The organism is Streptosporangium sp. NPDC000095, assembly GCF_042899335.1.
Classification (GTDB): Bacteria; Actinomycetota; Actinomycetes; order Streptosporangiales; family Streptosporangiaceae; genus Streptosporangium.
In genome coordinates this window covers 26,850-52,118 of record NZ_JBIAZS010000019.1, presented here as the reverse complement: position 1 = coordinate 52,118, position 25,269 = coordinate 26,850, and the positions used below count along the sequence as shown (strand labels likewise).

Sequence of the window (25,269 nt, the reverse complement as noted above, 5' to 3'; positions counted from 1 at the left end):
CTCGCCTGGCAGCACCGCCCGCTCCGGGGCCTCCTCTCGCCTACACGAAAGGACGGCTCTCATTATGTTCGAACGTCTGCTCTGGCTGACCCTGGCTGCGGCCGTGGTCACCATCCTGCTCCTGTGCTGGCGCAGGTGGCATCGTCCCTCGTTCTGGTTCGCGGTCGGCTACCCGGTCGCCGCGATCTCCGTCCGCGTCACCTGGCGCAAGGTCGCCCTCGGCTGCGGCCTCACCAAGAAGCGGCAACGGTTCTGGTTCACCACCGTGCCCGGCCTGATCTCCTCGACTGGCACCGTACGGGTCAAGCGTAGGTTCCAGCGGGTGACGGTGGACACCAAGCCGTGGATGTGGCTGCCGCTACCGACCCGGCACGGCTGGCGGGTCACTGTTCACACCCTGGAAGGACAGGTACCCGCCGACTACAGCGCCGCGGCGGAACGGTTGGCGCACTCGTGGGGCGTTCACGCGGTTCGCGTCTCCTCACCTCGGCCAGGGCGGGTGGTGCTCGCTGTGACCGTTCGCGATCCCCTGGTGCGCATCGACGACCTGCCGCCGTCACCCGACCTGCTCAAGGTCACGGTGGGACGGCTGGAGACCGGTCACCCCTGGGAGATCGATTTCCGCACCGTCCCGCACTGGCTGAACGCCGGAGCCACGCAGTCGGGCAAGTCCAACCTGGCCAACGCGCTGATCGTCGGCCTAGCCTCGCAACCCGTCGCGCTGGTCGGCTTCGACCTCAAGGGCGGTGTGGAGTTCACCCCGTACGCGTCCCGGCTGTCGGCGCTGGCCACTTCGCGTAACGAATGCGTCGGCCTGCTCGACGACCTGGTGGCGCTGATGACCGACCGGATGGAGACGTGCCGGGATGCCGGGGCGCGCAACCTCTGGCAACTGGACGACCACCACAGACCGGTACCCGTAGTGGTCCTGGTCGACGAGCTGGCCGAGCTGTACCTGATGGCCGACAAGAGCGAGAAAGACGAGATCGCACGCACCTCTACAGCCCTACTGCGGATCGCCCAGCTCGGACGGGCCTTCGGCATCTACCTGTTCTGCTGCGGCCAGCGCATCGGCTCCGACCTCGGTCCCGGCGTCACCGCGCTGCGCGCCCAGTGCTCCGGTCGTATCTGCCACCGCGTCAACGACCCTGAGACAGCGACCATGACCCTCGGCGACCTCGACCCGGCTGCCCTGGTCTCCGCCCGCGCGATCCCCTCCGAGACACCCGGCGTCGCGATCGTGGCCAGTCAAGACGGCCAGTGGTACCGCGCCCGTTCCTTCTACGTCTCCGAGACCACTGCCGAGTACGCCGCTCAGCGGCATGCTCACCTGACCCCCTCATGGGCCGAGGTAATGACCCCTCGCCTCGGCGACACCGTGCGGGACCTGCACGCGGCCTGACCTCATTCCCTGCGGCCCGATGTGAGCCCTGATCACGCCATGTCCTTACCCCTCCCATGCCCGAATCCGGAAAGAGGTGACTTGCGATGACCAGTCACAAGCCTGGTCGCGTCCGTTCCACGCTGCTGGATTCCGCACCGATCGTGGTCCTGGCCGTCATCGCGGCGGTGGGTTCCTTCACCCACATCTCCGAACTGGCGGCCGAACACGGCCAGCGCGGCTGGCAGTCCTGGGCGGTCGCGGTGTGCATCGACCTGATGTGCGTCATGGCCGCTCGTGAGCTTCAACGCGACAAGCGCACCGGCCGCCCTCGACGGGGACCGATCTCCTGGCCCGCTCTCGTGCTGGCCGGCGGAATCGTGCTCACTCTGGCCGCCAACCTGGCCAGTGCTGAGACCTCGGTCTGGGGATGGATCTGCGCCGCAATGCCCGCGGTGGCCTTCCTGGTAGCGGTCTCCATGCTGGAACGCCGTGCCTCCCATCGACCTTCGTCGCCGGCCGTCATCGACCCGGTCTCGGTTCCCGTCCCTGAGATCGACGCGACTCCCATCCCTGCTCCTGAAGCTGTCGAGAGCTCTTCAGGCAACCAACCAGGCTCATCCCCTGCACTGCTCACCTTCGCCCGGCGACTGGCCGACGAGCACAGCGCCAAGCATGGCCGACCCGTCACGGCAGACCTGCTCCGAACCCGTATGGGCATCTCCAGCGATCTCGCCGCCGACCTGCTGCGGCAGATCGCCACCGATCCCGCCTGACAGAAAGGAATCGACCCGTCATGACCCTGCCCGACCTTCCACACCTGATGGAGGCGGCTCGCGCCTGGGCGCGCGGCTCCTACGCCATGGAGGCCGCCGTGGAGCTGCTGATCCACCACGGCGCCTGGCTTTACCGGAGCGACTTCCTCCGCATGGCGGTGGAGTACGCTCCGGCCGGCTACAGCCGGATCCCGCTCGCGGTCATCTCCTGGGACACCCTCCACGCGGCACTGTGCAACGGTCTGCTCCCCTGCTCCAACTCCGAGGCGGCTGTCCTGCGCATCGCGCTCAGCATCGCCGCGGGCCACCCGGTCGACCTCGGCCCGGCCATCACCCGTCTGGACACCATCAATCTCGCGTACGTCCTGGCCGCCGTACGGCATGCCGGGGGTGACCGGTCCGCCTGGACCGTCGCCGAACGGGACGCGCCATGACCCGGCTGGTGTGCCCCTTCTGCCGATGCTGCGCCCGCTACGGCTGCGAGATCGACGGCGACTCGGTCGGCTGCGACCGCCTCGACACCACCGACGACGCGCCTTGCCCCTGCACCCGTGCCGAGGAATCCGAGAAAGGAGAGGACCTGCCGTGATCCACGCCTACGTCTGCGGCACCTGCAACGGCACCGGCCTGGTCAACGACGACGGCGACACCAGCCCTTACCAGGTCGCGGTCATCTGCCTCGGCTGCGACGGCACCGGCATCGATACCTGACCGACAACGCGACCACGGGGCGGCTCAAGCCTGGCAGCCCGCCGCTCCGTGGGGCGTTCCCTCCGCTCACTCGCAAAGGAACCACCAGTATGCGCCACCATCCTCGCGCGGATCGCGACTGCCGCGACTCCATCCGCGTCCGCTTCACCCATCGCCACAGCGACCGAACGACCACCGACGACGGTCCCGGTTTCGAGGACACCGGAAAGGAGGACGAGTGACCGAACAGCCCACCCATATCGGCGACCTCATCGGCCCGGTCATCCGGGACCTGGCTCAGCACTCCGGCCGGGATCTGACCCGCTGGCTTCACCAGGTCGACCGGCTGCGCGGCTGCTCCGACCCGATCCGCCTGACCGGCGAGGTGTCCACGCTCGACTCGACCACCGGGGAGATCCTGCACAGTTATTCAACCCGGGGCGAGCCTCACGGGCAGCTGCTCGTCCGCTGCGGCAACCGGCGGGCCTCCCGCTGCCCGGCCTGCGCCGAGACCTACCGGGCCGACACCTTCCACCTGATCCGGGCGGGCCTGCTCGGCGGGGACAAGGGTGTACCAGCCACCGTGAGCACGCATCCGCGTGTTCTGGCCACCCTCACGGCCCCGAGCTTCGGCCCGGTCCACCGTGGTCCCGACAAGCACGGCCAGGCCGACATCTGCCATCCTCGCCGTAACGGCCCGGCCTGCTTCGGGCGGCATGTCTCCGGTGATCGGCGCATCGGTCAGCCTCTCGACCCCGGCACCTACGAATACACCGGCCACGTCCTGTGGAACGCCCACGCGGGCGCGCTGTGGCACCGCTTCGGGATCTACCTCCGGCGACACCTGGGCATGGCGGCCGGAATGACTCGGGCCGAGTTCAGCCGACAGGTCCGGCTCTCCTTCGCCAAAGTCGCCGAATACCAGGCGCGCGGAATCGTCCACTTCCACGCCGTGGTTCGCCTCGACGGCCGCGCTCCAGAAGGCGAGATCGACGCGCCACCGGCCTGGGCCACCGTCGAACTACTCTCCGAGGCCATCGAGTCCGCGGCAAAGGCCGTACGTCTCGACGGCCCCGGCCCGGACGGAGAAGGCTCGCAAGAGCTGCGATGGGGCGCAGTCGACGTGCGACGAATCGAGTCGACCGGCCCGGACGGGTCTGCGCTCTCCGAGGCGGCAGTGGCCGGCTATGTCGCCAAGTACGCCACGAAGGCCGCCGAGACCTCCGGCACTCTCGACCGGCGGGTAAGACGGGCCGACCTCGCCCAGCTCGAACAGCGCGGCGTCACCGAGCATGCCGCCCGGCTGATCCGTACGGCATGGCACCTCGGCGACGCCGAGGCTTATCCCAACCTCGCGCCGCTCCGCCTCCGGCAGTGGGCGCACATGCTCGGTTTTCGCGGTCACTTCTCGACCAAGAGCCGGGCCTACTCCACCACCATGACCGCCTTGCGCCGCGTCCGTCTGGAGTACCGCCAGGCGCGCGACCTTGAGCGGCTGCCGTACGACCCCGCCGCCACCCTCGTCCTCGCCAACTGGAGGTACGCCGGACAGGGCTACACGGCCGGGGAATCCGCTCTCGCCTCGTCGCTCTCACACCAGGGAGGAACCATTGGCCGCTGACCTGATCTCAACCACCGAGGCCCGGCTCTACCGGGTGTCCGACGCCATGCGACGGCTTGGGCTGAGCCGCAGTGTGCTCTACGAGCTGATGCGCTCGGGGCGGCTGCGCTCGGTCAAGGAGGGCCGTACCCGGCTCATCCCAGCGTCCGCCATCCGCGAGTACATCGCGCTCCTGGAGCAGGAGGCCGTCTGATGACCGAACGTCGTAGCCGCGGGGACGGCGGGCTGCACTGGGACGAGACACGGCAACGCTGGATCGCCTCGGTGACGGTCGGCTACACCCCGGCGGGCAAGCGGATCGTGAAGAAGGCCAGCGGCAGAACCAAGACCGCGGCCATGAAAAAGCTCAAGGAGATCATCCGCGACTACGAAGACGGGCTCCTCGTTTCCTCGACCGGCTACACCGTGGCCGACGCCGTACGAAACTGGCTGGAATTCGGGCTCAGCGGCCGAGGGGCCGCGACGGTGGACAAGTGCTCGATCCTCGCGAACAAGCACATCATCCCTGGCCTGGGCGCGCGGAAGCTCGTCGACCTCACCGCGGACGACGTTGACCGCTGGCTGGCCGACAAGGCGAAGGAGCTGAGCACGCGGACCCTCCGCGAACTGCGCTCGATCCTCGTCCGGGCCATCTCTCGCGCCCAGGCTCGGGACAAGGTGAAGCGGAACGTCGCGCTGCTCTGCGAGATCCCCAGAGGAACGGAGGGACGTCCCTCCAAGTCGCTCACCCTCGACCAGGCGGAAGCCGTGCTCAAGGCGTCCGAGGGCACGACGCTGCACGCCTACATCGTGCTCTCACTGCTGCTCGGAGCTCGTACGGAAGAACTGCGGGCGCTCACCTGGTCACACGTCGACCTCGACGGCACCCCGCCCTCCATCATGGTCTGGCGGTCGGTGCGGGAGGGCGGCGACACCAAGACCCGCAAGTCCCGGCGAACACTGGCCATACCGAGGCGCTGCGCTGACGCGCTCAAGCTCCACCGCGAGCGTCAGGAGGTGGCCAAGCGTGCGGCCGGTGACGACTGGCAGGACAACGGCCTCGTGTTCGCGTCCAAGGTCGGCACGGAGCTTGACGCGCACAACGTCCGGCGCTCGTTCCGGGCGGTGCTCAAGAAGGCCGATCTGAACGAGAAGGAGTGGACACCCCGGGAGATGCGGCACAGCTTCGTCTCGCTGCTGTCGGACTCCGGCGTCCCACTGGAGAACATCTCCCGCCTGGTCGGCCACCGCAACACCTCGGTGACGGAGACGGTCTACCGCAAGCAGCTCCGCCCGATGCTTCTGGAAGGAGCTGAGGCCATGGACCAGCTTTTCCCGGACTGACTATGATCGCCAATCCGAACAAGATTACGAAGGATGTCGCATGTGGCCGTTCCGGAGAAAGAAGCATGAGCAAGTTGATCTGGAAGAGCGGTCACCAGAGCTTGGGATCAAGTACAAGGACCTGATGGTGATGCATCAGCTCACCAAGGCAGGAGCTGATCTTGAGCAGCCTCGTCATGTGGACTTCTACTTGTACGCCCCGACCCTCGATGCCGCTCAGAGCATCGCCAAGGAGGCCAACGGCGCCGGCTACGGCTTGCGTCCCGAGATCGGGAAGCCCTCCCCGGAGCATCCGGACAGCTGGCCGGTGACCTGTAAAACGACCGCAGTGATCTCGCCTGACTTCGTGCGGGAGACGGGCAACCTGTTCGACGACCTTGCGGCTCGGTATCACGCCGAGTACGACGGTTGGGGAGCCGCAGCCACCCCGTGAGGCGTAGTCACTCAGTTGGTCACTCAGCAACGCAGAAGGCCGCTCCCGATCTCTCGGAAGCGGCCTCTGACCTGGTGGAGATGAGGGGATTCGAACCCCTGACCCCTTCGATGCGAACGAAGTGCGCTACCGGACTGCGCTACATCCCCAAGACGTGGACTAGATTAGCAAACTTCCAAGGGCACTCGCGCCATCCGGAGCGCGGGTCAGTCGCCGACCGCTCGGCGGGGTGTCTCCGCGTACTGGTCGAAGAGTTCGTCGCGGAGCGCGGCGAGGTCGATGATCTCGGCCACGGGGCGCTGGGCCTCCAGCAGGGCGGCGCGGCGGCGGGCGCGCTTGGCACGTTCCGCGTGGGCCTGAGCGATGGCTACGCGCCGCTCGGCGTCGATCTGGACCGTGACCCTAAGAATGGCCATGTAGATCCCCAGGAGCACCACTGAGGGCGCCACGCCCCACCAGGGGATGATCTGGACGGCGGCCGTCACCACGGAGGCGAGCAGGAGCAGCACGCACCAGAGCGTGAGGCGCCTGCGCTTGGCCACCTGCTTGCCTCTGCGGCGAAGCTCCGCACGGCGACGCTCGGATAGAACGCCACCGGTGGCGGCCCTGCCGGTCGCGGGCTTACCTGCCGAGGGTCCGGCGGGCGTCGCCGCGCTCCCGGAGGCCGCGGAGGTCCCGGAGACCGCGGGCTCCGACGCCGCCTGGACGCCCGCAGGGGCTTCCCCGGCGCCGCGCACCTCCTCGGCACCGGACGACGCGGCGTCATCCCCTTCAAAGGACGAAGGAGGCGGGGAGGACGGGTCGGCGGAGGGGACGGGCAGGGGCTCGGCGAGGGTCTCGGCGGAGTCCTCGTCGATCACCCGCTCGTCGTAGGCGTACGGCTCGGCGTCCTTGTGGGTCTCGGGGAGGGTGTTGCGGTCGCGGTGCAGCCACATGGGCACGAGCACGCACAGCCACATGACGACAATGGCCAGATAGAGGACGACACCGCTGCTCACGACCACCTCCGGGCAGCGTGAGGACAGGGGTGGTCTCCCGGCGTCCTCAATCTGCTCATGTCACGCACCGTAAGACCGCGTGTCACTATTTGACGAGCATTCGATGCGGTGTGTCGCGAGATCTTCAAACCTCTTCGTGGGGAGTGCCGCCGTGGGCGGCTGCCTCACGGTCCCGTCGCCACCGTACGAGCAGCCCTCTTGGCGCGTCCTCGACCGTGAGCGCGTAGCAGATGTGGTCGCGCCAGGCGCCATCAATATGCAAGTGTCGACGTCTGACCCCTTCTTCCCTAAAACCTAGCTTTTCAACCACTCTGCGGCTTGCGTGATTCTCTGGGCGGATATTGGCCTCGACACGATGCAACCCGGTGGTGAAGAAGCAGTGGTCGACGGCGAGCGCGACCGCGGTGGGGATGATCCCGCGACCCGCGAGCGCGCCGTCCACCCAGTAGCCGATCTGGGCCGATCTGGCCGAACCCCAGACGATGGCGCCCACCGTGAGCTGTCCTGCGAAGGCGCCCTCGTAGGTGACGACCCACGGCAGCGCGAGCCCCTGCCTGGCCTCCCTGCGCAGGGTGCCGGCCATGGAGATGTAGGGACCGAGACCGGTCTTGAAGAGGGGGGTTTCGGGGTTGCTCGGCTCCCAGGGGCGAAGCCAGTTCGCGTTGCGCAGCCGCGACTCCCGCCAGACGCGTACGTCCCGCAGTCGCAGCGGCCGAAGTCCTACCGGGCCTTCCGTCAGGGTCACCGGCCAGCCACGAAGTCGATCCACGCCCTCCATCATCCCCCCAAGAGTGCCCGTCGTGCCATGTGAGCCGGGCAGACGGGTCAGCGGGGGTGGTCTCCGCCCCTGATCTGATCCACGGCGTGCCTGAGCACGGGAGACAGCACCCCCATACCGTCGCGTACCCCTCCCGAGGAGCCCGGCAGATTGACGATCAACGTGCCGCCGGCCTGCCCGACGAGCCCGCGGGACAGGATCGAGGTGGGCACCTTGTCCCGGTTGACGTGACGGATGGCCTCGGCGATGCCCGGGACCTCCCTGTCGATCACCCGCCGGGTCATCTCCGGGGTGAGGTCCGCGGGGGTCAGGCCGGTGCCGCCGGTGGTGACGATCACGTCGTACCCCTCGGCGACCCCCGAGCGCAGCGCCGCCTCGACCGGATCGCCGTCGGGGACCACCCTCGGGCCGTCCACGTCGCATCCGGCCGCCGTGAGCAGTTCGGCGAGCAGCTTCCCCGAGGTGTCCTCGTACGTCCCCGCGGCGGCCCGGTTGGACGCGGTGATCACCAGAGCTCTCATGGGCTCATCCTCCCAGGATCTCGGGGGTCCGGTCGCTCAGGGGCGGGTCCAGATCCCCGTCTTGCCGCCGGTCTTCTCCTCGACGCGGACATCGGTGATCACGGCCGCCGGGTCGACCGCCTTCACCATGTCGATCAGGGCGAGCGCGGCGACGGAGACCGCGGTCAGCGCCTCCATCTCGACGCCGGTACGGTCGGCGGTCCTGACCCGCGCCATGATCTCCACGCCGTCGTCGGCCACGGTCAGCTCGACCTTCACCCCGTGCAGCGCGATGGGGTGGCAGAGCGGGATCAGGTCGGGGGTCCGCTTGGCGCCCATGATCCCGGCGATCCGCGCGGTGCCGAGCGCGTCGCCCTTGGGGACCTCGCCGGAGCGCAGCAGCGCCACGGCTTCGGCGGAGAGCAGCACCCTGCCGGTCGCGGTCGCCGTACGAACGGAGACGTCCTTGGCCGAGACGTCCACCATGCGCGCCGCGCCGGTCTCGTCGATGTGGGTGAATCCGGTCACTTCGCTCCGCTCCCCGCTCGTTCGTAGGCTCCGCTCCCGCTCGTTCGGGGAGAGGCAACCTTCACGGTCCTGCTCGTTCAAAGGCTCCAGTCCCGCTCGTTCGGGGAGAGGTGACCTTCACGGTCCTGCTTGTTCAAAGGCTCCGCTCCCGCTCGTTCACAGGGGGATGACCTCCACGTCCGCGCCCTCGGGGAGCTCGGTGACGTCCTCGGGCACCACGATCAGCGCGTTGGCCGCGGCGAGGGCGGCGAGCTGGTGGGAGCCCTGCCCGCGCACCGGGCCGACCGTACCGTCGCGCCCGAGCACGCCGCGCAGGTAGGAGCGCCTGCCGGCGGGTGAGCGGATCGGGCTCGTGGTGACCGCCTGTACGGTCGGCGTGGGCTCGTCGGGCAGGCCGTTCATCTTGCGCAGCGCGGGCCGGACAAACAACATGAACGACACGAACGACGAGACCGGGTTACCGGGCAGCGCGAAGATCGGTATCTGGTCCTCGCCGACCACGCCGAAGCCCTGGGGCATGCCCGGCTGCATCGCGACCCGTTCGAAACGGACCGTGCCGAGCGGGCCGAGCGCCTCCTTGACGGGCTCGTACGCCCCCATCGAGACGCCGCCGCTGGTGATCACGAGGTCGGCCCGCAGGAGTTGCGCGTCGAGCTGGTCGAGGAAGCCGGCGGCGTCGTCGCCGACGATCCCCGCCCGGTAGCCCTCGCCGCCCGCCTCGCGGACGGCGGCGACGAGGGTGAAGCTGTTGGACTCCCAGATCTGGCCGTCTCCCAGCGGCAGTCCGGGCTCGACCAGCTCGGCCCCCGTGGAGATCACGACCACTCTGGGGCGTGGCCGTACGAGAACCCTGCGGCGGCCGACACCGGCGAGCACCCCGAGCTGGGCGGGCCCGATCGGGGTGCCCTCGGGCAGGACGACGTCACCGGCCCGCACGTCCTCCCCGGACCTGCGGACGGCGTTGCCCTTCTCGGCGGGGCGGCTGATCGTGACCTGCGCGGTGCCACCGTCGGTCCACTCGACCGGGACCACCGCGTCGGCCCCGGCGGGCATCGGGGCCCCGGTCATGATCCGCATGACCATGCCGGGGCCGATGGCCTGTACTCGGCCGTCTCCGGCCGCGATGTCGTCGATCACCGGGAGCGTCACCGGGGCGTCCGCGACGTCCTCGGCCCGCACGGCGTAGCCGTCCATCGCGGAGTTGTCGAAGGGGGGCAACGGGATCGGGGCCGTGACCTCTTCGGCCAGCGTGGTGCCCTGTGCCCGTTCCAGCTCCAACTCCAGCGGGGCGAGCACCCGCACGGTGCCCAGGATGTCGGAAAGGTGGTCGTCGACTGATTTCATGGAGCTCATCGCGAGGCCAGGAACTCCTTGAGCCAGGGCATGAACTCCGGCGCCAGGTCAGGGCGTTCGGCGGCGAACTGCACCACCGTACGCAGGTAGTCGATCTTGTTGCCGGTGTCGTAACGACGGCCCCTGAACAGCACGCCGTGCACCGGGCCACCCTGGTCGTTGCCGCGCCCGGCGAGGGTCCGCAGGGCGTCGGTGAGCTGGATCTCGTTGCCGCGTCCCGGCGGGGTGTTCTCCAGGACCTCGAAGACGGCCGGGTCGATCACGTACCGGCCGATGACGGCCCAGTTGGACGGGGCCTCGTTCGCCGGGGGCTTCTCCACCAGGTCGGTCACCCTGACCACGTCGTCCTCGCCGGTGGGTTCGATGGCCGCGCAGCCGTACAGGGATGCCTGCTCCTGGGGGACCTCCATGAGTGCGATCACGCTGCCGCCGTACGTGCCGCGCACCTCGATCATGCGCTTGAGGAGTTCGTCTCGGGGGTCGATGAGGTCGTCGCCGAGCAGGCAGGCGAAGGGGTGGTCGCCCACGTGCTGCTTGGCGCACAGGACCGCGTGGCCGAGGCCGCGTGGCTTGCCCTGCCGTACGTAGTGGAGGATGGCCAGGTCGGCGGGCTCTCTCACCTGGGAGAGTCGCTCGTCGTCTCCCTTGGCCTCCAGGATCTCCTCGAGCTCGTGGGCCCGGTCGAAGTGATCCTCGATGGAACGCTTGTTCTTCCCGGTGACCATGAGGACGTCGAGCAGTCCGGCGGAGACGGCTTCCTCAACGACATACTGGATCGCGGGCTTGTCGACGATGGGCAACATCTCCTTGGGCGTCGCCTTGGTCGCCGGGAGAAAACGGGTGCCCATACCCGCTGCGGGAACGACGGCTTTCGTCACAGCTTCGAAGTCGGCCATAACCAAAACCATAGTGGAGGGACCTGTGGACAAGCAGACGCTGCGTACCACAATCGAGGGGGCACGCGCCTCGATGTCCGACGAGCAGCGGCATGCGGCCTCCGTCCAGATCAGGGAGTCCCTGCTGGACCGTCCCTGGGTCCAGATGGCCGGACTGGTCGCGTGCTACTGGTCGGTCGGGACCGAGCCCGCGACGCACGGGCTCGTCTTCGCCCTGTGGAAACACGGCGCGACCGTGATCCTGCCCGTGCTCCGCGACGACGACGATCTCGACTGGGCGGTGTACGACGGCCCGGACACCCTCGCCCCCGGCCGTTTCGGGATCATGGAACCGGTCGACACCAGGCGCGGGGTCGACGCCATAAGGACCGCGGCCCTGGTGATCGTGCCCGCGCTCGCGGTGGACGTCTCCACCGGCGTACGGCTGGGCAGGGGCGGAGGCTCCTACGACCGCGCGCTGGCCAGGGTCGGCCCGAACGTGCCGACGGTGGCGCTGCTCCACGAGGGCGAGCTGCTCGGCGGTGCTCGCGACAGTGGTTCCAACGACGCTCTCGACAGTGGTTTCGACAGCACTCTCGGCGGCGCTTTCGACGGCGCTTTCGAGGGGGTGCCCGCCGAGCCCCACGACGTCCCGGTCCGCTACGCCGCGACCCCCTCGGGAATCTTCAGGACCGCCGCCGCCGGAGTGTGACCTATCACTCAGCCGCCCGGACTCCGTCAGAAGCCCGGGCGAGGTGCCCCGACCGGATCACCTGCGAAACCCCCGCCGGGTACGGGGTCGAAGGCGCCGGAACGTGCCGGGAGGCGTCCGTCACCTGGTCGTGACGGCCTTTGCGAATACGACACAATGGTCCCCGGAGTGAGAGAGGGGGCCAGATGGGACTGGACGTCTGGCTGCTTCTCGGCGCCGGGATCGTCATCGCGGCCATCGTCGCGGTACGCGTCGCCCATCGCAGCGGACTGCCCAGCCTCCTCATCTTTCTCGGATTCGGGCTGATCGTCGGCGAGGCCGGGCTCGGGTTGCAGTTCGAGAACCCGCAGCTAGCACAGCAGATAGGCATGATCGCGCTCGCGATCATCCTGGCCGAGGGCGGTCTGACCACCTCCTGGAGCCACGTCAAGGACGCCATCCCCACCTCCCTGGTGCTCGCCACCGTCGGCGTGGGGGTGAGCATCGCGGCCGTCGCGGTCCCGGTGCACCTCATCCTCGGCATGGACTGGCGGACCGCGTTCCTGCTCGGCGCGATCCTCGCCTCCACCGACGCCGCCGCCGTCTTCTCCGTACTGCGCCGCCTGCCCCTGCCGCCGCGCCTCGCGGGCATCCTGGAGGCCGAGTCGGGCTTCAACGACGCCCCCACCGTGATCGCCGTCATGCTGCTGAGCACCGCCGCCTCTCCCAGCCTGGGGGTGGCGCTGGTCGACGTGCTCTTCGAGCTGGCGGTGGGCGCCGCCGTCGGCCTCGCGGTCGCCCCGCTCGGCGCGTACGCGCTGCGCCGCATCGCGCTGCCCATCTCCGGCCTGTACCCCATCGCGGTGCTCGCGCTCGCGTTCGTCGCCTACGCGGGGGCCGTGCTGCTGCACGGCAGCGGCTTCCTCGCGATCTACCTCGCGGCGCTGGTCATGGGCAACTCGCAGATGCCGCACCGCGCGGCCTCGCGGGGCTTCGCCGAGGGCGTGGCCTGGCTCGCGCAGATCGGCCTGTTCGTGATGCTCGGGATGCTGGCCAGCCCTTCCGAGATGCCGTCCTCGCTCGTACCCGGCCTGGTCGCCGGGCTGATCCTGGTCGCGGTGGCCCGCCCCGCGTCGATCATCGTCTCCGCGCTGCTGACCCGGCTGCTCGGCATCGACCGGCTGGGCTGGCGGGAACAGGCGTTCCTGTCGTGGGCCGGATTGCGCGGCGCGGTGCCCATCGTGCTCGCGACCATCCCGTGGGCGGCCGACTCCGTCCCCGACGGCACCGCCAAGTTCGTGTTCAACGAGGTCTTCGTGATCGTCATCGTCTACACCCTGCTGCAGGGGCCGACGCTGCCGTTCGTGGCGAAACTCCTCAAGCTGACCAGGCCGGAGGAGGCCCGCGACCTGGAGGTCGAGTCGGCGCCGTTGGAGGAGCTCAACGCCGACCTGCTCCAGGTCAAGGTGCCGCCGACGTCCAAGCTGCAGGGCGTGGAGATCTTCGAGCTGCGGTTGCCCAGGGACGCCCAGGTGACGTTGATCGTGCGGGAAGGCCGTTCGTTCGTCCCCTCCGACTCCACGAGGATCAGGGTCGACGATCAGCTCCTCGTGGTGACCACGGCCGCCTGCCGGGACGTGGTCGAGCGCCGGATGCGCGCGATCAGCCGCAGGGGCAAGCTCGCCGGATGGTACGGCGAGAAGGGGACGTGACGTCCCGACAGGCCCGCTGAGCAGGGGATTCGCCCTCGCCACGGCCTCATCCGATCGGAATCCGGCTACGGAATGCGAGGACCCCGGCTCGCGTTTAAGCTTGTCAGCTGCATACCATTAGCAGTCGCGCCACTAGAGTGCCAATCGGCGCGGATCACACGAGGAGGAGAGCGTGCCCACCTACCAGTACGCCTGCACCGCTTGTAACAACCAGTTCGAAATCGTCCAGAGGTTCTCCGACGATGCTCTCACCGAGTGCCCGAGCTGCGCGGGCGACCTGCGCAAGGTGTTCTCCGCGGTCGGCATCGTCTTCAAGGGATCCGGCTTCTACCGGACCGACAGCCGATCGTCGTCGTCGAGCACCGTGACCTCAGCGAACGGCTCGTCGAGCGCCTCCGGCTCCTCCGACTCCGGCTCCTCGAAGTCCTCCGACTCGTCGAGCTCGTCCTCGTCTTCTTCGTCCTCGTCGTCGAGCTCCTCGTCCTCGTCGGACTCCAAGCCCGCGAAGGCCACGAGCAGCACGGCCGCCGCGGCCTCCTGAGCCGCGCGCCCGGAGCCGTTCCCCAGCCCTCTTGCCCCCGTCCCCTTCACCCCCTCCCCGCCCTCAACCCCCTCAGCCTCGTCAACCCCCGATGATTACCCGGCGAACTCGGTTATCCACAGGCCGTCATCGGGGGTCCTCAGCGGTCGGTTCGTGGCGCTAGCCTCAGCTTCATGGTCACTCGCGCGGACATCGGGGTCATCGGCGGCTCTGGTTTCTACTCCCTGCTCGACGACGCCACAGAAGTCGAGATCACCACGCCGTACGGCCCGCCCAGCGACGTCGTCACCGTCGGCCGCATCGGAGGGCGTTCGGTCGCCTTCGTGCCCCGCCACGGTCGCGACCACCGCTTCCCACCCCACCGCATCCCCTACCGGGCGAATCTGTGGGCGCTGCGCTCCCTCGGCGTCCGCCAGGTCCTCGCCCCCAGCGCGGTCGGCTCTCTGCGCGCCGAGATCGGTCCCGGCGCCCTGGTCGTTCCCGACCAGCTCGTCGACCGCACCATCGGCCGCCCGCAGACCTACTACGACGCGGGCGGCGTCGTCCACGTCTCCTTCGCCGACCCCTACTGTCCTCTGGGCCGTGCGGCGGCCATCTCCACCGCGCGTTCCTCCGAGGGCTGGGAGACCGTCGACGGCGGCACCCTCGTGGTCATCGAGGGCCCGCGCTTCTCGACCCGCGCCGAGTCCCGCTGGTTCAGCGGCAACGGCTGGTCGATCGTCGGCATGACCGGCTTCCCCGAGGCGATCCTCGCCCGTGAGCTCGCCCTCTGCTACACCACGCTCTCCCTCGTCACCGACCACGACGCCGGGGTGGAGGCGGGCGAGGGGGTCACCCACGAGGAGGTCCTCTCCTTCTTCGCCACCAACGTCGGCCGCATGCGTTCCCTCATCGGCGACGTCGTGGCCGCACTCCCGGAGAAACGCACCTGCCCGTGCCCCGACGTCCTGGACGGCCTCAAGCTCCCCTTCGAGCTTCCGGGCTGACCGTTTTTTCGTAGCGGCCGGGCTGTGCCGTGGCGGCCTGGCCGTAGTCGCGCCGGGCCGCAGCGGCCTGGCCTTGGTCCACCGTCACTCCGTCACTCCGTGGAGTGATCCCACCACCCATCGCGGGCACCGCGCCGCCCGACTCCCCACCCCTGGAGTCAGCCATGCGCGCTCTGCGCCGCTTCCTCGGCCGTCGTCACCGTCTCATCGCGACCGTCGTCGCCGCTGCGGCGATGGCCTGCGCCATCCTCGCGCTACGTCAGGACACCGCCTCGGTGACCGTCCTGGTCGCCGCGAGGGATCTGTCCGGAGGCATGCTGGGGACGGCCGACCTGATACCGGCTCCGCTGAGACCCGGTACGGCCCCCGACGGCGTTCTGAGGCCCGGCACGCCGTTCGCGGGAAAGGTCCTGACGGGTCCCGCGAGGCGAGGGGAGCCGCTGACGGACGTCCGCCTGCTCGGCCCCGGCCTGCTCGCCGCCCACGGCCGGGGAACGGTCGCCACCCCCGTACGGGTCGCCGATCCCGAGACCGCGCGCCTGCTCTCGCCGGGTGACGTGGTGAACGTGCTCGCCGCGACCTCGGCGTGGGAGGGCACCGCCCCGGCGACCGTCGTGGCCGAGGACGTCACGGTCCTCGCCACCCCCGGTGGGGAGTCGGAGCGGGGTGCGCTCGTCGTGCTGGCCACCACGCCGGCCCAGGCCACCGAGCTCGCCTCCGCCCAGGCCGGCGGGCGACTCTCCATCACGATCGGCCCCCGCGCGGGATGAGGTCTCCCGAGGGGACTTCACCATGACCGCCTCCCGCGCGGGTGAGGCTTCCCGACGCCTCTCCATCACGGTCGCCTCCCGCGCGGGGCGAGCTCTCCCGACGACGCCGCTCCGGCGCGATCGGCTGGGGTGGACCGTACGGCGACCGACGAGGGTACGGCGGCCGGGGCCTCTCCGGGCCACGGCCGCCGTACCCGCTCAGGGACGGTCGGTCGTCTCGGTGATCGTCCAGCGCTGGACGATCGCGGTCATCTCGGCCTCGCGCATCTGGGACTTCAGGCCCTCGACGGTCCGGTCGCAGAGCAGCACCGGTTCCGGGGTGGGCCAGGTGGCGATGGCCTGGAAGAGTCGGCTGCCGGTGCCGTACAGCACGGCCCAGCCCGGCCAGGTGACCTGCAGCAGTGCCGCCTCCGCACGCGCCTGGTGGTCCCAGGTGTAGTGGGGGACGGCGACGGCGACCACACCGTCACGGTGACGCCCGCGAGCGGAGGCCCGCCTGCTCGGAAGGCGGCGGATCACGAGATCCCCCATCCCGCGGCCTGCTCCTGGGCTTTCTTCGCGATGCTCTCCTGCCGTTCGGTCTCGGCCTGGAGGGCGGCGAGGGTGTCGGCGTCGACGGTCCGCTCGGCTCCGGCGTGAAACGCAATCGACGAGAAGGGCTCCTCGCGACTGGCCCACAGCCGCCCGGCGTCGCTGAGGATCAGCCGCCAGCCGGGGATGGCCGGTTCGGGGGCACTGGACCTACCATCGTTCATTGATTGGACCTCCATCCGATCAAGGGCCCGTCCGGACGTTGGTAGCGGTGGACGGGCCCGCTTTGTGGAACGGGCGAGAACACGGAGGGGTGAACCGTACGGGCCGGGCGGCCGGTACGGAGACGGGGTGAGCGCCGCGCGGCACGGGGTGCGGGCGGTCGTTCGCTTGAGGTGGCGCTCAGGGTTGAAGGGCCGGGGCGGTCGGGACTCGTTCGGGTGTGGCGCGTCCAAGCGGTGTGCACCAGGCTCTACCCTGGTGCACCACAGTTGAGCAGGGTAAAGCCTGAGCGGGTTAAGTAGGGCAAAGTACAGCCCTCTACGGTACGGATCATGGAGTGGGACGAAGATCGCACAATCTGGGAGCAGCTCTACAGCGCCCTTCGGACGCGCATAGAAAATGGTGAATATCGGGAAAGATCCGTTATTCCCAGCCTTACCCAGCTGGAGCAGGAGTTCGGTGTCGCCAGGACGACAATCCAGAAGGTCCTGCGCATCATGAAGGATGAATCCCTGATTCGCACCATTCCGGGCAAAGGAACATACGTACGCCCCCAGAGTGAATGGCGACATAACGCACATAGCCCGAAAGAGTGACGATACGGGGAGCATCACCGATCCTCCAGCCGTCGCACGATTACTACGTCGCAGGCATCATCTCCTCAGATGACAATGAGAAGCTAGGCTTTCCGAAAGAATTTTAGAAACTTCTATTTTTCGCGGAAGACTGGATCATGATGGCTCGCTCGGGTCCGACGGTACGGCAACGCCGACTGGCGACGGAGTTACGCAGACTTCGTGAGTTTCAAGGGCTTACCGGCGAACAGGCGGCGCGACGAGTCGGGTGGCAGCCATCCAAGATCAGCCGTATCGAGCACTGCACATCCCGCGTGAAGGCCGCCGACCTGATCGCTCTCCTGGACGCCTACGAGGTGTCAGGGAAGGTACGCCAGAGCCTGATCACACTGCAGGTATCAGCCCGTGAGCAGGGATGGTGGAATGTCTACGACGACCTGCCGTTCGACTACGCGGGCTACATCGGCCTGGAGTCCGACGCCGCCGCGATCAGGTGTTACAGCATGCAGCTCGTACACGGCCTACTCCAGACCGAGGAGTACGCACGAGCCGTCATCACGACGACGATGATGTCCGAGGAACCGGCCGAGGAGATCGATCAGCGCGTCGAAGTCCGGATGACCCGCCAGGCCGCACTGGGCAAGCCCGAGCCCCTGCGCATCCATTCGATCATCGACGAGGCCGCGCTCCGCCGCGTAATGGGCGATTCCAAAGTGATGAGCGAGCAATGTGCCCACCTACTTGCCCAGGCCCGGAAACCGCATGTGACAATTCAGGTCCTACCACACGATGCCGGGGCACATCCCGCCGTTGTCGGCCCCTTTGCGATCCTTGACTTCCCCGGCACCCATCCAGACGTCGTTTACATCGAGACGCTGGCGAGTAGCATTTACATCGAAGCAGATGTTGAAGTGCACCAGTACAACCTGGTTTTCGATCATCTATCCGCGACGGCACTTAATCCCGATGATTCCCGTACCTTTCTCCATCTCATCGCGACCGCACCCTGAACGTACGGAGGATGCTGATATGCCGGACCTGGCGGCTACCCCCGCGTGGCGCAAATCCACCCTCAGCGACGGCGGTAACGGCTGCGTCGAGGTAGCCACCAACCTGCCGGGCCTCGTCGCCATCCGCGACAGCAAAGACCCCTCCGGCCCAGCACTGACCTTCTCCACCACAGCCTGGAACGACTTCCTGGACAGGATCCGCACCGGAACGATCTGAACTACCCCAAGAGTCCACGGCATCCATCACCGCGACGAGGAGCAACCATGATCTCCCCTGACCTGTCCGGCGCCGAGTTCCGCACGTCCACCCTCAGCGGACCCAACAATGACTGCGTCGAGGTGGCCACCAACCTGCCAGGGCTTGTCGCCATCCGCGACAGCAAGGATCCCTCCGGCCCGGCACTGACCTTCTCCACCACGACCTGGGACGACTTCCTGACCGGCATACGCACCGGAACGATCTGACCTGTACCGCGACGAGGAGCAACCGTGACTTCCCGTGATCTTTCCGGCGCTGAGTTCCGCACCTCCAGCCTCAGCGGAGGCAACAACAACTGCGTCGAGGTGGCCACCAACCTGCCGGGCCTCGTCGCCATCCGCGACAGCAAAGATCCTTCCGGCCCAGCACTGACCTTCTCCCCGGCGGCCTGGGACAACTTCCTGAGCAGCATCCGCAACGAAACGATCTGATCTCTCAGGGAGAGTGTCCGCGAAACCGTGAGGCCCTTACAGCAGGGAACCGATCTCGGGGTCGTACTCCCAGTGCCAGGGCTCGAAGGGGCTGACATAGGCCCACTTGGGGTGGATCCAGCCGTACTTCTTGCCGTTCGCTTCCAGCCAGTTGAACTCGGCTGAGCGGAAGCGTTCAACGCCCCCGCAGAGGTCGACGGCGAGTCCCAGGCCGTGGTTGCTGCGGCCGGGGACCGCCGCCAGGCCAGGGCGGCGGTAGTAGACCGACTGCTGCTCGGCGAGGCTCCGGTAGCTGTCGGTCACGCACATCGGCTTGCCGAACTGCCGCTTGTACGCCTCGTTGAGGCTGATGAACGCGAGTGCGGCGTCCCCTCGCAACTGGTTGCCACTCTGCTGGAGCGGGCAGAGGTATGCCTGCGGGATCAGCCCGTTGGGAAACTCGCTCATCGAGGTCGCCCTGGTCGGGTCGCACCCGGCGGCCGGACGCCCCTTCTTGTCGATCTTGACGCCCAGTTTCACCAGGGCCTTGGTGAGGGACTGCACGATCTTCTGTGAGCGCACCCTGAGCGTTCCGATCTCGGCGCCCATCTGCGCCTCCGCGAGGAGGTTGCCCGCCCTGAGTTCCTGCGCCTCACCCGCCAGGCGCTCCCGTTCCAGTTGCAGACGGCTGCTGTCCTCAAGGATGCGGTCGCGCTCGGCGACGATCTGGGTGAGGCCGGCCATCGCGCGCAGGGTGTCGGCGTTGGACTCGCCGGATAAGAAGCCGGCCAGATCCCCACCAGAGGGCTGCTGGTAGAGGATCCCGACGAGGTCCGACAGCGGCTGCCGTACCTGAGCGAAGGCCCGCTCGGCCACCTGCAGCTCCCGCAGCTTAGCGGAGAGCTCCTTCTCCGAGTTGCGGATCTGGGTCCGCCGCTGCTCCAGGGCCTTGGTCGCGGCCTCCAGGTCCTTCGCGGCCTTCTCCGCCTCACGACGCAGCTCTGTGAGATTCACCGGATCCGCGGTGACGACGGTCTGAGCCTCCGCCGGCGCTCGCTGCGCGACAGCGGATCCCGGCAGGAGGGACGTCAGCGTCACGACGACGGCGATCAGACCCGCTGATCGACGAGGTGGCACGTTCGACCCCTCCGTTTGCGAACTCGTGACCTGGGTCAGGCACGCACGCTACTACAGCTGACCAAGTGAACGGGCCAGCTCTCCACAGCCGTTATGCGCCGAACACCCCTTTTTGGGACCGGACAAGTCAGGCTTCTTGCCGCGCGTGCTTCTTACAGACCCCCCAGAGCCACGTCCCCTTCCACTCCGCCGAACACTCATCGCGGGGCTCAGGTCGCGCGAGTGGCGGCGTACGACGCACCCGAGACTCAGGTGCCACAGGCGGTGGAGATGCCACCTTCCGTGGGCCTCTAGGGGCTTGCGGGCGAGGTGTGATGGGAACGACCACCTCCGCCTCGCTCGCACCATCAGTCCCGCTCGGATTGCTTTGCCAACCGGCCTCGTCCGGGTCCGTGTCACGCACCCTTGATTTCGCCGCGACGGGCATCCATCCCCCGTACACCCGCTCCGGCCGCAACGGCGGAGGCATCAGCCTCGGCCCGAACACCCGGCTCCGTACGGACCCGACCACGACCGGTACCACGGCCACCACTTCTTCCGGTGCTCGCGCCTCTCGCGGCTTCTCCGCTTCTCGGGGCGTCCCTGCTTCTCGAGGTGTCTCCACGTCTGTCGGCGCTTCTATTGGCGTTCCCGCCTCCGCCGGTGTTTCCGCCTCTTCCGGTGTCCCCGCGGCTCCTTGCGGCTCATCCTGCGACTCGTCGCCCGGCGACTCCACAGGCTCTCCGGCCCTCAGTCGAGAAGCCGTGCCTCTCCAGGCTCCCCCGCCTTCCCGGAACCCCCGGCGCCCCCTGTCCCCCACCCAGAGAGCCTCACCGTCGTCAAAACTCTCGGTTTCCCCGCCCTCTTCAGCCTCCTGGGCTCTCCGGGCCTCCCCGGCTCCCGCCGTCTCCCCGAGTCGTTCGGCTTCTCTCGCCCGTTCGGCCTCCCGGAGTTCACTGGCCCTCCCGCCCTCTTCGACCTCCCCAGGCCCCTCAGGCTCCGCACCGGCGTCGGCCCGCTGGACAGCGGCCTCGTACCCGGTGAGCTCGGCCACCAGTAACCCCCCGGCCAGAAGCGCGGGCGCCAGCATCGCACCGCACAGCACCACCGGTCGCAGGGCTCGATGCCCGCGAATGCGCTTCCGTCGCCTGTCGATCACAGATCGTGACGCTAACCTCACCCAACGCCGCACACCCGACCACTTGCCCCCCTTATTACTCCAGGCCAGCGAACCGATAACCCGCCCTCCGCCCCCAACTCCCCCTTCGGGCGCGCAACCACTCGCTACTTTCGCTACTCTTACTAGGAGCCCCTGCCTCCGTAGCTCAGGGGATAGAGCACCGCTCTCCTAAAGCGGGTGTCGCATGTTCGAATCATGCCGGGGGCACTCTTCTTACCAGCGATCACGCCCTTGACTTGGGCGTTCGCGACTTTCCCCCATCCGGCTCTACGCAGCCGTGTGCCACCGTGGGCAGCCGTATGTCAGCGACTGTGGGATATGCGTGGGATGGATCTTGGAGCGTTTCCGCAGATCGCCCCTCGCAGGAGCGGATCAGAGCCGGGCGATCCCACAAGACCGGACAGCGGCCGGGACGCGGATCGGCAGTGCGGAACCAGCCCACCTAGGATCGAACATCATGCAGCGACTGGCGCTCTTCGATCTGGACAACACCCTTATAGATCTCGACAGCGCGTTTCGGATCTGGGCTGAGGAGTTCGCCGAGAAGCGCGCCCTAGGGCGCGAGGCGGTTGACTGGCTGATCGCTCTAGATGGGGAGGGTCTCCCGCACCGCGAGGCGTTCTTCGCCATGGTGCGCGAGCGCTTCGCCCTTCCTGATCCGGTCGAGGAGCTGTGGGCCGGCTACCGCGGACGCATGCCGTACCTCGTCCACTGCCGCCCGGAAGTGCTGGCAGGACTGTCCGACCTCCGTGCGGCGGGATGGCTGGTGGGGATCGTCACCAACGGGACGGCGGACAACCAGCTCGGCAAAATCCAGCGGACGGGCTTGGCCAGCGCCGTCGACGCCTACGCGCTCTCAGGTATCGAAGGCATCCGTAAGCCCGATACTGGCCTGTTTGAGGTCGCCGCCAGGCGATGCGGCGCGATTCTCACCAATGGGGGTTGGATGGTCGGAGACCACCCCGTCGCGGACATCGGCGGAGGACATGCGGCCAGCCTACGCACGATCTGGATCGACCGAGGAACCTGGTCTAGCCATGAGCACTCCCCAGACCACATGGTCACTGATGTGATCCACGCGATAGACATCCTCCGCGCCACCAACGAATGATCTTTTGGAGAGCCACCAAACACCAGAGCTGGATTCTCTTCCTCAATCTACTGAGCCAACCTGGCAGCGGCTTCCAGACCTTTGTTCACGGAACCACACCACCTAGTGCTGTGACCGGAAACGATCACCGGGTTGGGGGCCTTCAGGCTGCCGGTGTGAGAGGCCGGCCGCCCCAGCGGATGCCCTTCTCGCTGCGGACGCGGGCGCGCTCACGGCGTTGGGCGGCCAGCACGTCGGGATGGCGGGCGTGGGCATTGCGCCAGCGCAGATAGGCGTGCAGTGCCCGGGTCTGGACCGTGTGGTTGGGGTGGTCGGAGTTGGCGATGGTGAACTGGCGCAACGGGCCGAAGTGCGCCTCGATCGGGTTGGCCCACGAGGCGTAGGTCGGCGTGAACAGCAGCCTGACCTTGTGCTTCTTCGCCCAGGTGCGGATGCGCCAGTTCTTGTGCGCCGACAGGTTGTCCAAGATGACGTAGATCGGTGCGCCGTCCGGCCGGGCGGCGCGGATCGACTTCAGGGCGGCCCAGGTGGGGGCGATGCCCTTACGCCGGCGGTTGACGCCCCACAGCAGATCATCGCCGACCGAGTAGCAGCCATGAAAGTAGGTCACGCCGTGGGTGCGGCGATAAGTGGCCGCCAGCCGGTCCGGCGCGCCGTGCGGCGCCCAGCCCGAACCGGCGGTCGGGCGGATGCCCAGTGGTCCGAACTCGTCGAAGGCGAAGGTGCGCTCGGACCGCTGCGTCAGGGCGTACTCGATCTCGTCCAGCTTGGCGTTGAAGTCGGGGTCGGGGGATTCTTTCCAGGTCTTGGTGCGCTGGAAGGTGATGCCGTGGCGGGCCAGCAGGGTGCGTAGCGCCTCCCTGCCGAAGGTGAAGGCGCGGCCTGGCAGTCGCTGCAGGTAATCGAGGAGTTTGCGGATGGACCAGCGGGTGAACGGCTGGCCGAGTTTGGCCGGTCACGTGGTGGCCGTCTGCGCGACGAACTGCTCGTCTTCAGGGCTCAGCAGGCGGGGACGGCCTCCCGCCCAGCGAGGGTCCAGGCAGGCCAGCCCGATCTCGTTGAAGCGATGAATCACATCGCGCACCGTGTCCTCATCGGCGGCCACCAATCGGGCGATCACCGGCACCGTGTTGCCGCCGGCCGAGGCCAGCAGGATCATCGCCCGTCGATAGCGGACCGTGCTCATCGTGCCGCGCCGCACGATCCGCTGCAGCTTCTGCCCTTCCTGGTCCGTGAGCCTGCGCACCTTGACCGGTTGCGTCACTCTGCCTCCCAAGCGCCGATCGAACGTGATCAGCGTCTATCCAATCGGCACGAGCGTCCTACACGTCAACCCGGTGATCGTTTCCGGTCACAGCACTAGTTGGGGAAACTCATACGCCATGACTATGGATACAGCCTCAGCAGATCCAGTAGATAAGAAGTTACGCCACAGCTAGGCTCATCCTATGAGCCTAGGGACGCCCAATGCAGTGCTAGCCGCCAAGCTTCACATCCTGTTTGCCGAGATACGCGCTCAGAGCAATCAACTACGCGACCTATCCGATCAACAGGCAGCTAACGAGGTAACCGGGTGGCCAGTTGTTCAGGAGATCAACAAAGCTGCTGCAGAGATCGCCCAGCAGAACGATTATCTTCAGAGATCTTTGACCAGATATCAACGGGAAGGTTCGGGAAGGCAGGCGATTGTTCGCTGGGGAAGATCCATAGACAAAAACAGCCTACGTTACCTTGGCATAGTAAGGGCGCTCTGTACTCAAAAATCAGCACCACCCGTTCTTCTAGATGAAGTTACGGCATTTTTGACAGGACCTACGATTCCTATTCAGCGACACGTAGTAATTGACGCCGATATCGACCTAGGCGAACCTTTAGAAGTGGCCGGTTGGCGCCTATGGCGCCCAACCCGAAAAGATCTTGACCCCATTCTCCCGCTTCCGTCGATTGCAGCATATGCGCCGTCCACAAAATGGGACCCGCTTTTATACGATGGCTCCTGCAGCATGCTATCCCGCATCGACGAGAACGCCTCCCCCAGAGAGCACAATAGCTTATTCCCAGCATTTCTTATGGACGAGATGCTCGGACCAGACTTGAATATTGCCGCCTGGCAACCACTCCTTCTCCTGAATCTCTTTTCTGATGATCCCGTAAATATAGCATCTGAATACGAGGTAGAAGCAGAGCGTTATATGGAGATGATCAAAGGTGAAAGGTTAACCACTACATTCTTAGGCAATCCAGACGATGAGCATGAAGTTGTTTCATTCGGCCCTTTTTGGGCTTCAGGAAAAAAACTGACGATCCTACTTAGATTTCTTCGCCTCCTGTCTGATCATTTAGCGATATGGCCGCCTCATGGAGAGGCAAAGCATCCCAAAAAGCATCCTTTCTATCGCCTCCAGCAGAGTGCACAGCGACTATTATCACTTAACCCGTATATCGGCCAAAACGGTGACATTGTTTTCCAAAGACGGTCAGGAGAGATTGTGCTTTGGTGTGTTGCCGCTCTTGAGCACTTGATGACCACTCCCGGAGAAAAGGATGGCGACTTGACACGTCGCGTCGCTCAACGCACTGCTGTGCTAGTGGGCCATGATGATAACGGTCGCCTCCAAGCTGAAAAATTAGTTAGGAAGGCATATGGAGTTCGATCCATACTTGCACATGGGGGTAACCCCAGCGACAACCATGCCACCGCAGCGCTTGCCAGTGAGATGCGCAAAGTTCTCCGTAGGTCAATTATGCGACGAATCATCCTTGGGCCCGATATCGACATAACTGAATCCTGCGATAGCGCCTTGCTCTCGATGCATGAGCGAGAATCAATCATTGAAGCTCCAATCAAACGCTTCCGAATCCTTTTGGAAGACGGTCCCGCACCAGCACAATGACAGTA

31 protein-coding genes, 2 tRNA genes and 2 pseudogenes are annotated in these 25,269 nt (G+C 67.1%); 23 read left to right on the top strand and 12 right to left on the bottom strand.

Annotated elements, in window-relative coordinates; genetic code table 11:
- Positions 1-64 precede the first annotated feature (64 nt).
- The 10 genes from ACFY3V_RS33060 (at position 65) to ACFY3V_RS33015 (ending at position 6,224) form a co-directional block, all read left to right on the top strand.
- Positions 65-1,402, top strand: a complete 1,338-nt coding sequence (locus ACFY3V_RS33060; RefSeq protein WP_389778967.1) for an FtsK/SpoIIIE domain-containing protein — start codon at positions 65-67, stop codon at positions 1,400-1,402.
- Between the two features lie 86 nt (positions 1,403-1,488).
- Positions 1,489-2,157, top strand: a complete 669-nt coding sequence (locus tag ACFY3V_RS33055) for a DUF2637 domain-containing protein (protein ID WP_389778965.1) — start codon at positions 1,489-1,491, stop codon at positions 2,155-2,157.
- A 20-nt stretch (positions 2,158-2,177) separates the two neighbouring features.
- Complete coding sequence (locus ACFY3V_RS33050; protein ID WP_389778963.1) at positions 2,178-2,591, top strand: hypothetical protein; 414 nt, start codon at positions 2,178-2,180, stop codon at positions 2,589-2,591.
- Positions 2,588-2,746 (top strand): hypothetical protein, encoded by a 159-nt coding sequence (locus tag ACFY3V_RS33045; protein ID WP_350945515.1) that lies wholly within the window; start codon positions 2,588-2,590, stop codon positions 2,744-2,746. Before ACFY3V_RS33050 ends, ACFY3V_RS33045 begins: the two co-directional genes overlap by 4 nt.
- Positions 2,743-2,868, top strand: a complete 126-nt coding sequence (locus ACFY3V_RS33040; RefSeq protein WP_389778961.1) for a hypothetical protein — start codon at positions 2,743-2,745, stop codon at positions 2,866-2,868. Before ACFY3V_RS33045 ends, ACFY3V_RS33040 begins: the two co-directional genes overlap by 4 nt.
- Positions 2,869-2,957: 89 nt before the next feature.
- Complete coding sequence (locus ACFY3V_RS33035; RefSeq protein WP_389778959.1) at positions 2,958-3,089, top strand: hypothetical protein; 132 nt, start codon at positions 2,958-2,960, stop codon at positions 3,087-3,089.
- On the top strand, positions 3,086-4,468 hold the full coding sequence (locus tag ACFY3V_RS33030) for a replication initiator (RefSeq protein WP_389778957.1): 1,383 nt from the start codon (positions 3,086-3,088) through the stop codon (positions 4,466-4,468). Before ACFY3V_RS33035 ends, ACFY3V_RS33030 begins: the two co-directional genes overlap by 4 nt.
- The gene (locus ACFY3V_RS33025; RefSeq protein ID WP_389778955.1) at positions 4,458-4,661 is read left to right on the top strand and encodes a helix-turn-helix domain-containing protein; all 204 of its coding nucleotides are present in this window, start codon (positions 4,458-4,460) and stop codon (positions 4,659-4,661) included. Before ACFY3V_RS33030 ends, ACFY3V_RS33025 begins: the two co-directional genes overlap by 11 nt.
- Positions 4,661-5,791 (top strand): tyrosine recombinase XerC, encoded by a 1,131-nt coding sequence (gene xerC / locus ACFY3V_RS33020; RefSeq protein ID WP_389778953.1) that lies wholly within the window; start codon positions 4,661-4,663, stop codon positions 5,789-5,791. The genes ACFY3V_RS33025 and xerC overlap by 1 nt, the downstream gene beginning before the upstream one ends.
- Positions 5,792-5,831: 40 nt before the next feature.
- Positions 5,832-6,224, top strand: a complete 393-nt coding sequence (locus ACFY3V_RS33015) for a ribonuclease E inhibitor RraB (protein WP_389778951.1) — start codon at positions 5,832-5,834, stop codon at positions 6,222-6,224.
- Positions 6,225-6,296: 72 nt separating this feature from the next.
- Here the strand turns inward: ACFY3V_RS33015 and ACFY3V_RS33010 are convergent.
- The 7 genes from ACFY3V_RS33010 to galU form a co-directional block, all read right to left on the bottom strand.
- Positions 6,297-6,373, bottom strand: a tRNA-Ala gene (locus ACFY3V_RS33010).
- A gap of 57 nt (positions 6,374-6,430) precedes the next feature.
- Positions 6,431-7,222, bottom strand: coding sequence for a hypothetical protein (locus tag ACFY3V_RS33005; RefSeq protein WP_389778949.1), 792 nt, complete (start codon positions 7,220-7,222; stop codon positions 6,431-6,433).
- A 124-nt stretch (positions 7,223-7,346) separates the two neighbouring features.
- Entirely contained in the window at positions 7,347-8,000 is a 654-nt protein-coding gene (locus ACFY3V_RS33000) for a GNAT family protein (protein ID WP_362903772.1), read from the bottom strand.
- Between the two features lie 47 nt (positions 8,001-8,047).
- Complete coding sequence (locus ACFY3V_RS32995) at positions 8,048-8,521, bottom strand: molybdenum cofactor biosynthesis protein B (RefSeq protein WP_389778947.1); 474 nt, start codon at positions 8,519-8,521, stop codon at positions 8,048-8,050.
- A 36-nt stretch (positions 8,522-8,557) separates the two neighbouring features.
- Complete coding sequence (gene moaC, locus ACFY3V_RS32990; RefSeq protein ID WP_389778945.1) at positions 8,558-9,028, bottom strand: cyclic pyranopterin monophosphate synthase MoaC; 471 nt, start codon at positions 9,026-9,028, stop codon at positions 8,558-8,560.
- A gap of 156 nt (positions 9,029-9,184) precedes the next feature.
- Positions 9,185-10,372 (bottom strand): gephyrin-like molybdotransferase Glp, encoded by a 1,188-nt coding sequence (gene glp / locus ACFY3V_RS32985; RefSeq protein WP_389778943.1) that lies wholly within the window; start codon positions 10,370-10,372, stop codon positions 9,185-9,187.
- A 5-nt stretch (positions 10,373-10,377) separates the two neighbouring features.
- Positions 10,378-11,277, bottom strand: a complete 900-nt coding sequence (gene galU / locus ACFY3V_RS32980; protein ID WP_362903559.1) for a UTP--glucose-1-phosphate uridylyltransferase GalU — start codon at positions 11,275-11,277, stop codon at positions 10,378-10,380.
- A gap of 25 nt (positions 11,278-11,302) precedes the next feature.
- Between galU and ACFY3V_RS32975 the strand changes: the two genes are divergently transcribed.
- The 3 genes and pseudogenes from ACFY3V_RS32975 to ACFY3V_RS32965 all read left to right on the top strand — a co-directional run.
- Positions 11,303-11,968, top strand: a complete 666-nt coding sequence (locus ACFY3V_RS32975; RefSeq protein WP_389778940.1) for a 5-formyltetrahydrofolate cyclo-ligase — start codon at positions 11,303-11,305, stop codon at positions 11,966-11,968.
- 185 nt (positions 11,969-12,153) lie between these two features.
- The gene (locus ACFY3V_RS32970; protein ID WP_389778938.1) at positions 12,154-13,659 is read left to right on the top strand and encodes a potassium/proton antiporter; all 1,506 of its coding nucleotides are present in this window, start codon (positions 12,154-12,156) and stop codon (positions 13,657-13,659) included.
- Positions 13,660-13,831: 172 nt separating this feature from the next.
- A pseudogene (locus ACFY3V_RS32965) lies at positions 13,832-13,972 on the top strand (FmdB family zinc ribbon protein); the annotation flags it as partial.
- A gap of 14 nt (positions 13,973-13,986) precedes the next feature.
- Here the strand turns inward: ACFY3V_RS32965 and ACFY3V_RS32960 are convergent.
- Complete coding sequence (locus ACFY3V_RS32960; protein ID WP_389779151.1) at positions 13,987-14,250, bottom strand: hypothetical protein; 264 nt, start codon at positions 14,248-14,250, stop codon at positions 13,987-13,989.
- Between the two features lie 123 nt (positions 14,251-14,373).
- On the opposite strand from ACFY3V_RS32960, the gene ACFY3V_RS32955 reads away from it, so the two are divergent.
- Together ACFY3V_RS32955 and ACFY3V_RS32950 are read left to right on the top strand one after the other, a co-directional pair.
- Complete coding sequence (locus ACFY3V_RS32955; RefSeq protein ID WP_389778936.1) at positions 14,374-15,186, top strand: S-methyl-5'-thioadenosine phosphorylase; 813 nt, start codon at positions 14,374-14,376, stop codon at positions 15,184-15,186.
- A gap of 164 nt (positions 15,187-15,350) precedes the next feature.
- A complete protein-coding gene (locus tag ACFY3V_RS32950) occupies positions 15,351-15,956 on the top strand; it encodes an RcpC/CpaB family pilus assembly protein (protein ID WP_389778934.1) in 606 nt (201 codons plus the stop codon).
- 198 nt (positions 15,957-16,154) lie between these two features.
- On the opposite strand, the gene ACFY3V_RS32945 is transcribed toward ACFY3V_RS32950, so the two are convergent.
- Entirely contained in the window at positions 16,155-16,487 is a 333-nt protein-coding gene (locus tag ACFY3V_RS32945) for a hypothetical protein (RefSeq protein WP_389778932.1), read from the bottom strand.
- Complete coding sequence (locus ACFY3V_RS32940) at positions 16,472-16,711, bottom strand: hypothetical protein (protein ID WP_389778930.1); 240 nt, start codon at positions 16,709-16,711, stop codon at positions 16,472-16,474. Before ACFY3V_RS32940 ends, ACFY3V_RS32945 begins: the two co-directional genes overlap by 16 nt.
- Before the next feature lie 330 nt (positions 16,712-17,041).
- Here ACFY3V_RS32940 and ACFY3V_RS32935 point away from each other — a divergent pair, with 330 nt between their 5' ends.
- The 5 genes from ACFY3V_RS32935 to ACFY3V_RS32915 all read left to right on the top strand — a co-directional run bounded on the left by ACFY3V_RS32935 (position 17,042) and on the right by ACFY3V_RS32915 (position 18,984).
- Complete coding sequence (locus tag ACFY3V_RS32935) at positions 17,042-17,305, top strand: GntR family transcriptional regulator (RefSeq protein WP_389778928.1); 264 nt, start codon at positions 17,042-17,044, stop codon at positions 17,303-17,305.
- A 137-nt stretch (positions 17,306-17,442) separates the two neighbouring features.
- Positions 17,443-18,294: a helix-turn-helix domain-containing protein gene (locus ACFY3V_RS32930; RefSeq protein ID WP_389778926.1), complete on the top strand. Its 852-nt coding sequence runs from the start codon at positions 17,443-17,445 to the stop codon at positions 18,292-18,294.
- Between the two features lie 19 nt (positions 18,295-18,313).
- On the top strand, positions 18,314-18,511 hold the full coding sequence (locus tag ACFY3V_RS32925) for a DUF397 domain-containing protein (RefSeq protein ID WP_389778924.1): 198 nt from the start codon (positions 18,314-18,316) through the stop codon (positions 18,509-18,511).
- A 47-nt stretch (positions 18,512-18,558) separates the two neighbouring features.
- Complete coding sequence (locus tag ACFY3V_RS32920) at positions 18,559-18,759, top strand: DUF397 domain-containing protein (protein WP_389778922.1); 201 nt, start codon at positions 18,559-18,561, stop codon at positions 18,757-18,759.
- 24 nt (positions 18,760-18,783) lie between these two features.
- Positions 18,784-18,984: a DUF397 domain-containing protein gene (locus ACFY3V_RS32915; RefSeq protein ID WP_389778920.1), complete on the top strand. Its 201-nt coding sequence runs from the start codon at positions 18,784-18,786 to the stop codon at positions 18,982-18,984.
- A gap of 36 nt (positions 18,985-19,020) precedes the next feature.
- On the opposite strand, the gene ACFY3V_RS32910 is transcribed toward ACFY3V_RS32915, so the two are convergent.
- The gene (locus ACFY3V_RS32910) at positions 19,021-19,977 is read right to left on the bottom strand and encodes a D-alanyl-D-alanine carboxypeptidase family protein (protein ID WP_350945538.1); all 957 of its coding nucleotides are present in this window, start codon (positions 19,975-19,977) and stop codon (positions 19,021-19,023) included.
- A 1,416-nt stretch (positions 19,978-21,393) separates the two neighbouring features.
- Here ACFY3V_RS32910 and ACFY3V_RS32905 point away from each other — a divergent pair.
- Together ACFY3V_RS32905 and ACFY3V_RS32900 are read left to right on the top strand one after the other, a co-directional pair.
- Positions 21,394-21,466, top strand: a tRNA-Arg gene (locus ACFY3V_RS32905).
- Between the two features lie 250 nt (positions 21,467-21,716).
- Complete coding sequence (locus ACFY3V_RS32900; RefSeq protein ID WP_389778917.1) at positions 21,717-22,370, top strand: HAD family hydrolase; 654 nt, start codon at positions 21,717-21,719, stop codon at positions 22,368-22,370.
- Between the two features lie 142 nt (positions 22,371-22,512).
- Here ACFY3V_RS32900 and ACFY3V_RS32895 read toward each other — a convergent pair.
- Positions 22,513-23,634: pseudogene (locus ACFY3V_RS32895) on the bottom strand (IS630 family transposase).
- A 184-nt stretch (positions 23,635-23,818) separates the two neighbouring features.
- Between ACFY3V_RS32895 and ACFY3V_RS32890 the strand changes: the two are divergent.
- On the top strand, positions 23,819-25,264 hold the full coding sequence (locus ACFY3V_RS32890) for a hypothetical protein (protein ID WP_389778915.1): 1,446 nt from the start codon (positions 23,819-23,821) through the stop codon (positions 25,262-25,264).
- Positions 25,265-25,269: the final 5 nt, after the last annotated feature.